The following is a 5,901-nucleotide window of genomic DNA, read 5'->3' as shown; positions in this document are numbered from 1 at the left end:
CTTCCCGAGCAGGGTTTTTTATTTGAACACACGTTTAGCTAGCATGTTTGAAACAAAATCAAAACGATATCGTTATAAATTTTGTAAAAAATTGAGGAGTAAGGAAGCGCTTCTTTTTTGAAAAAAAGAAGCAAAAAAACTTTGATTTTATGCGGGCCATGGGCGCTGTCCCTGATGGTGCCCATGCCCTCCGGGGCTATTCCAACGGTGCTACGCACCGTCGGAACCTTCAGCCCCTCCGCCCAGCATAACAAAAGTTTTTGCGGCGCTTTTTTCAAAAAGCACCTGCTTTCTTCTCCATCGGTTGCCAGCGGCACAGCACGTCATTGATCCGGGGCGGCGGAAGGCCCAGCGGCAGGCACAGGCCGCGCCCGGTGGCGCGCATCCGCTCGGCCTGAGCGCCGAGGTCGAACACCACGGCATAGAGTCCGGCAGCCCAGGCTTCGCTCAAGGCAAAGCACCAGGTTTCCGGCCAGATCGAGGGCAGGAAAGCGAGGTCCGGCTGGTGTTCCGCGAGCAGCGCGGCCGCTTCGCCTTCCCGGTAGGGGCCGGTGACGAACACGCCGGCGGCGAGCAGCGCGGAATCATCGGCGCTGCAGCCGATGACGGTGAATTCCAGCCCCAGCCGTCGCGCCGCCGCGTCTTGCGCGCAGGCGCGCAGAACGTGCAGGCCCTTTGCCGGGCCGATGCCGCCGATCACCGCAATCCGCCGGAAGCCGCGCGCCGGAGGGCGCGGCGCGGGGAGGCGGAGATTCTCCCAGGGGGTGACCTGCGGGCGCGCTCTGGGAAAATGCCGGACGATGCGCCGCGCCGCATCCGCCGACGGGGCGATGAGATCGGCTGCCGCCGTGAAGGCTTTTTCATTGCGGGCCCGGAGCGCCGGCGCGGGCAGCGCGATGGCCACGTTCTCCGGGTCCGAAGCGCAGCAGGCGGCGCACCCTTCATCGTCAGGTTCGCCGCAATAGCGGGGAGCAGCATCGCCCGCTGTCGGGGCCAGCAGATTCACGCGCGGACAAAAGCTCGCATAATCGTGGATGATGATGGTCTGCTTCAGCCCGAGCGCGGCCGCCAGGTCGCGCACGGAGTCATCGTGCCCGAGCGTGTGGTGCAGCACGATTTTGGTCACGTGCAATCTCCGCAGCAGGCGCAGGAGGTCCGGTTTCTGCCGGGGGAGCGAAAATATCAGGTTCGTTTCGTCCTCGTCGGCGTCGCTGAGCATCGCCGGCCAGGGATAGGGCGTCCGGTCGGGTTGTTCGGGAAGCTGCGGGCGCAGCAGCAAGGGGCGATATCCGCGCGCGCGCCAGCTCTGCCGCTCCGCCGCTTCCTGCCTCGCCACCCCGCCGCCGTGGTTGTGCGTGATCACCAGCACCGACTCCCGCCCGTTTTGCGTGGCGGCGAGGCGCTGCGCGTCCAGCCGCGCGCGGGCCGGCCGCAAGGGGTCGACTTCGATATGCGCCGTCACCAGCCGGCGGTAGCCGGGATAAAGCCGTTCCAGGAGGCGCAGATTGCGCCGCTGCAACCCGGCAGCCTCAGCGCCGAACGACACGCCGCCGATATGCGTGACATAGGCGCCGGTCGCCGCGCGGTGCGTGAACCCGGCCTGCCGGGCGCGCAGGCACCAATCGTTTTCCTCGCCATAGCCTTGCGCGAAAAGTTCGGCGCGGAACAGCCCGGCGGCCCGCAACGCATCATGGCGCAGATACAGGCAGAACCCGATTCCGGTGGGGATTTCCACGCTCCCCGCGTGGTTCGCCCGGCGCGCCAGGCGGTTCAGCCGGATCGTTTCGGCGAGATCGGGCGGCGGATGGCCGCCGCCGGGGCGCGGATAGCTGAGGATGGCAGCCGCGTTGGAAAAAGGCGTGACGCTGCCGGTATCGGCCTGCGCATAAGCCACCCTTCGCAGGGCCGCGACCGCGCCGGGCGGGACCAGCGTGTCGCTGTTCAGGAGCAGAACATCGCACTCGCCGGCGGCTTCGATGCCGGCATTCGCCGCGGCGGGAAAGCCGGCATTTACGTCATGCCGCAGCAAAACGATCCGCCGCGCTGCGGCGCATTCGTCGAGCCATGCGGCCAGTGCCGGCTCGGGCGACGCGTCGTCCACCACGATGATCTTCGTCCGGCGCGAGACGGCGCCGAACAGCGCGTTCAGGCAGGTCTGGGTCTCCTGCAACCCGCGATAAACCGGTACCACCACGCAAAGCGGTCGTTTCGCCGGGGTCGCGCCGGGCGGCGTGCCGCGCGTTTTGGCCGCGACCGGGGGAAGCGACAGAACCGCAGGATCGGCCGGGCTGCCGGCGAGCGGCGCGCCATCCGGGCCGGAGATGCGAAAAGGCGGTGCGAGCGCGCGCAGCGAATCCGAGTCCAGCCGGAACCGGTAGCGCCGCAGAAACGGCGCCGTCGCGTCGGCTTGCAGTTTCGCGCCGAGCCGGATGGGCTGTTTTCGCCCGGTGGCGTCATGGAGGAACAAGGCCGGGCGCGCCAGCGCGGCGGGCCGCGCCGCCCAGCCGGCCAGCCCGGCCTTGGTCACCTCCACCACCCCTTCGACCCGGTGCAGGATTTTGAGGTCGGGCGCGCCCAGCATCGTTCCGCCGCCACGGCGCAGCATCGCGCCGTTTTCGGTCATGCCCTGCCAGCCGCCATAACCGGCTTGCCGCGCAATCCGGTCGGCGAGGGCGGTGAAGCCGGGCGCCGGCGTGACGCAATGGCGCTCCAGCAGGACGGAGAGGGCGGTGGCGGCCCCCGCTGCATCGCCGCCGCGCTGCCGGGCAAGGGCCAGGCCGAGCCAGATCGCCGCCACATCATGGATCACGGCCAAGGCCGCCAGCGCTTCCTCCGCCTCGCGCGGCGCCGCTTCCAGGCATTTGAGCGCCAGATCGAGCGCGATGCGCGGATCGTCCGGCGCCAGACGCGCCGCGCGCTTGAGCCAGCGTAGCCCGTCAGTGCCGCTGGCACGCGCCCAGGCGGCGACGGGGCCGGCGATGGCGTTCATGACGAAAGCGGCCGCTTTTTGAAAAAAGCGGCGCAAAAACTTTTGTTATGCTGGGCCTGAGGCGTTGAGATGGCACGGGCCCAGGTTAAAAAAGTTTTTTGCTTCTTTTTTTTAAAAAAGAAGCCCTTTCTTGTCTGTGTCGCCATGGTCTACGGATCAGGAGTTGGTGCGGGCGGATCGAGCCGGGCCAGTTCGGCGGACACGTCGACGCCGTTTTCCGCCGCGCGCAACAGCCAGACGCGGGCGGCGGCGTGGTCCGGCCGGGTGGCGATGCCGCGCACGAGAAATTTGCCGAGCATCAGCGCGGCCATGGGATGCCCGCGCGCCGCCGCGGCCTGGTACCAGAACAGGGCCACTTCCGGGTTGGCCGGGATGTCATGGCCGCCGCCATGCAGCGCGCCCAGCGAGAACATCGCCCCGGCATGGCCGCTCTTGGCGGCGCGCGCATAGAGCAGCCGGGCTGCCTCATGGTCCCGCGGTCCGCCGGTGCCGTGCAAATGCAGCTCCGCCAGCGCCACCAGCGCCGGGGCGAAATTGAGGTCCGCCGCTTGGCTCAGCCAGGACCGCGCCGCCACCGGGTCCGGCGTCACGCCGCGCCCTTCCGCCAGCATCATCCCGTACCAGTAGCGCGCATTGACCACCGAGGCGGCGGCGCGGCGGAACCAGGTTGCGGCGCGGGCCTCGTCTTTCGGCAAGCCCACGCCTTCGGCCAGGCAGACGGCGAAATTGAACGCGCCGATCATGTCGCCTTCTTCGGCGGCCCGCTCGAACCATTCATGCACCGGGATGGCGCCGGTGAGCAGCGCGCTGGTGCGGCCGCTCAGAAGCACGGTGGCGAGATCGGCCTGGGCGATCGTATCCCCGGCCGCGGCGGCGCGCTCGAACCAGATTGCGGCCTCATCGGCATCGCGCCCCACGCCGGCGCCGGTCATGTACAGCACACCCAAGGCACGGGCAGAATCGTGGTGCCCGGCCTCGGCCGCGCGGCGAAACCACAGCGCCGCCTCGGCGTAATTCGGCGGCAGGTCGCCGCCATGGGCATAAAGCTGGGCGATGCTCACCGCGGCTTCGGCGTCCCCGGCCAGGCCGGCGCGACGCAGCCAGGATTCGCCCTGCACGCGGTTCGCCTTGAGCCCCAGCCCATGGAACAGCATGGTACCGTATTTGGTTTGGGCGCTGACGATGCCGGCATGTGCCGCGAGCCCGTAGTGGGTGGCGGCGAGCGTGGCATCGGCCGGTACGCCGATCGCCTTTTCGTAGATCAGCCCGAGATAATAATGCGCGGTGGGGAGTTTCTCGTCGGCCGCCTGGCGGATATGCGCGATGGCGGAGACTGTATCGACATCGGTTTTCGCGCCATGGAGGAGAATCACGCCGAAGCCAAGGTGCCCGCGCGCCGCGCCGGCCGCCGCCGCCTTGCCGTACCAGAATCTCGCCCGGGCGGTGTCGCGCAGATCCTCCGGTCCGGCGGCGTAGATGAACCCGGCCATCACCTGCGCTTCGACATCGCCTTCCGCCGCCGCCAGCAGCGCCCAGCGCAAGGCGGTGGCAAAATCGGGCGTACCGTGCTCCTGGCGGAACAAGGCCGCGTCGGCGCCGCTTTCGCGATGTCCCGCCATGGCCAGCCCCGCCAGGTAGCGGCGCGAATCATTGTCGCCTTTTTCCGCGGCGCGGCCGAACCAGCGCGCCGCCTCGGACGGGTTGCGCGGCACCGCTTCGCCGAGCAGGTAGCAATGGCCAAGCTCGCGTTCCGCCACAGTCAGCCCGGCGGCGGCGGCGACCGCGAAAAGCTTGACGGCGCGCAGCTTCAGGCCAGGATCCTGCGACGACTGGGCCAGCAAAGACTGGGCCAGCGAAGACTGGGCCTGCAAAGATTGGGCCTGCAAAGATTGGGCCCGGGCCAGCGCCGTGTCCGGCTTGCGCATGGCCAGTCGGTCGGCGAGCGTCAGCCTTGCTGTCGGCATCGCGAACCGCGCCGTGAGTCGTTCCCAGGACAGATCGTTCTAGCCGGGCTCATGCATGCTCCCGGAGACGACAGGCATGATGCGTTGCAGGAAATAGCTCAGCACCGTGCGGGTGCCGACTTTCACATCCGCCTCCAGCGGCATGCCGGGCACGAGACGGAAGCCTTGCGGTAAGTTATGCAATTGCACCCGGTCGAGCGAAATCCGCACCTTGTAGTACAAAGTCTGCGGCGCTCCCGGCAGCGGGGTGCCGGTGGCGAGCGGCGCCTGCGTGTCGAGCGGATTGAAACTTTCCGGGCTGATCGCACGAACCGTCCCCTCGGCCGTGCCGTAGCGCAGGAACGGCAGGGTATTGAACTTGATCGTGACATGGTCGCCGACCCGCACGAAGCCGGAATCCCCGCCGCCGACATCGGCTTCCACATTCAGCCGGGCGTCCGTGGGCGTTAGCGTCATCAAGGTCGCCCCGGCCTGGAGCACCGAGCCGACCGAAATCGGCGCGATCGACTGCACGATGGCGTCGCGCGGCGCGGTAAGGTCGACCTCCCGCTCGTTCAGCCGCGCTTTGGTCAGAGCCTGCCGGGCCTGCGCCAGGCTGTTGATGGCCTGGACCAGTTGCTGCGAGATCTGCGCTTTCCATTGCGCGTCGAAACTGTCGCGCTGCGCCTGTTGCGAGGCCAGCTCGCGCTCATTTGCCGCCGCCGACGACACGGCGCTGGCAAGCTCCGCCTGCATGTTCACGCGGTCGTCGGTGGCGGAGAGCGTGTCCAGTTTGCTGCCGACCTGCAAATTCTGCAGCTGACGGCGCATTGTTTCGACGTTGCTGGCGATGCCCAGGCGCTGCTGGTAATAGGCGGCCTGGGCCTTGAACCCTTCGATATCGGTGCGCAGTTCGGCGATTTTCGCATCGAAACCCTGGATGGTGAAGTCGTACTGGCCGATCTGCTG

The 5,901-nt window shown here is 67.8% G+C and carries 4 protein-coding genes; all 4 read right to left on the bottom strand.

What is annotated here, in order from left to right; translation table 11 throughout:
* Positions 1–38: 38 nt before the first annotated feature.
* On the bottom strand, positions 39–278 hold the full coding sequence (locus VNC39_RS05740; RefSeq protein ID WP_325397078.1) for a hypothetical protein: 240 nt from the start codon (positions 276–278) through the stop codon (positions 39–41).
* Complete coding sequence (locus VNC39_RS05735) at positions 275–2,989, bottom strand: glycosyltransferase (protein ID WP_325397077.1); 2,715 nt, start codon at positions 2,987–2,989, stop codon at positions 275–277. The genes VNC39_RS05740 and VNC39_RS05735 overlap by 4 nt, the downstream gene beginning before the upstream one ends.
* Positions 2,990–3,138: 149 nt before the next feature.
* The gene (locus tag VNC39_RS05730) at positions 3,139–4,953 is read right to left on the bottom strand and encodes an SEL1-like repeat protein (RefSeq protein WP_325397075.1); all 1,815 of its coding nucleotides are present in this window, start codon (positions 4,951–4,953) and stop codon (positions 3,139–3,141) included.
* Positions 4,954–4,992: 39 nt separating this feature from the next.
* On the bottom strand, positions 4,993–5,901 hold a 909-nt coding region (locus VNC39_RS05725), incomplete at its 5' end, for an HlyD family type I secretion periplasmic adaptor subunit (protein WP_325397073.1).

Origin of the sequence: Acidocella sp. (genome assembly GCF_035535915.1) — a bacterium.
In the GTDB taxonomy this organism is placed as follows: Bacteria; Pseudomonadota; Alphaproteobacteria; order Acetobacterales; family Acetobacteraceae; genus Acidocella.
The sequence above is the reverse complement of the archived record's forward strand: the minus strand, read 5'-3'. Positions and strand labels throughout refer to the sequence as shown.